The organism is Vibrio sp. 10N.222.49.C9, from assembly GCF_041474985.1.
Taxonomy (GTDB): Bacteria; Pseudomonadota; Gammaproteobacteria; order Enterobacterales; family Vibrionaceae; genus Vibrio; species Vibrio crassostreae_C.
Genome location: NZ_JBFRVD010000372.1, coordinates 1 through 313 on the forward strand (window position 1 = coordinate 1; position 313 = coordinate 313).

Here is a 313-nt window from a genome sequence, read left to right on the forward strand (position 1 = left end):
GCAAACCATAGGAGATAAGGTGTTGTTAGAGCGCTTGGTGGCTAATTTGCTTGAAAACGCGCTAAGGCATAGCCCTGCACATTCAACAGTGTGCTGTCAGGCAGAGCTTACGACCAATAAGGCTGATATCAGATTTAGATTTACTAACCACGTTGAACCTAACGCTCAAGGGGGCTCGTTAGGCATTGGCATTAAGATAGTGCAGTCAATCTTAATGCTTCACCACAGCTATCTTGAAACGAAGCAAACAGACAATGAATATCAACAGAGCTTCACCTTGCCATCAACAGGTTTGGTGCCTTTGGTGTAAGAA

At 44.4% G+C, this 313-nt stretch carries 1 pseudogene; it reads left to right on the forward strand.

Annotation, left to right across the window (positions count from 1 at the left end):
* A pseudogene (locus AB4585_RS23555) lies at positions 1-310 on the forward strand (sensor histidine kinase); the annotation flags it as partial.
* Between the last annotated feature and the right edge of the window lie 3 nt (positions 311-313).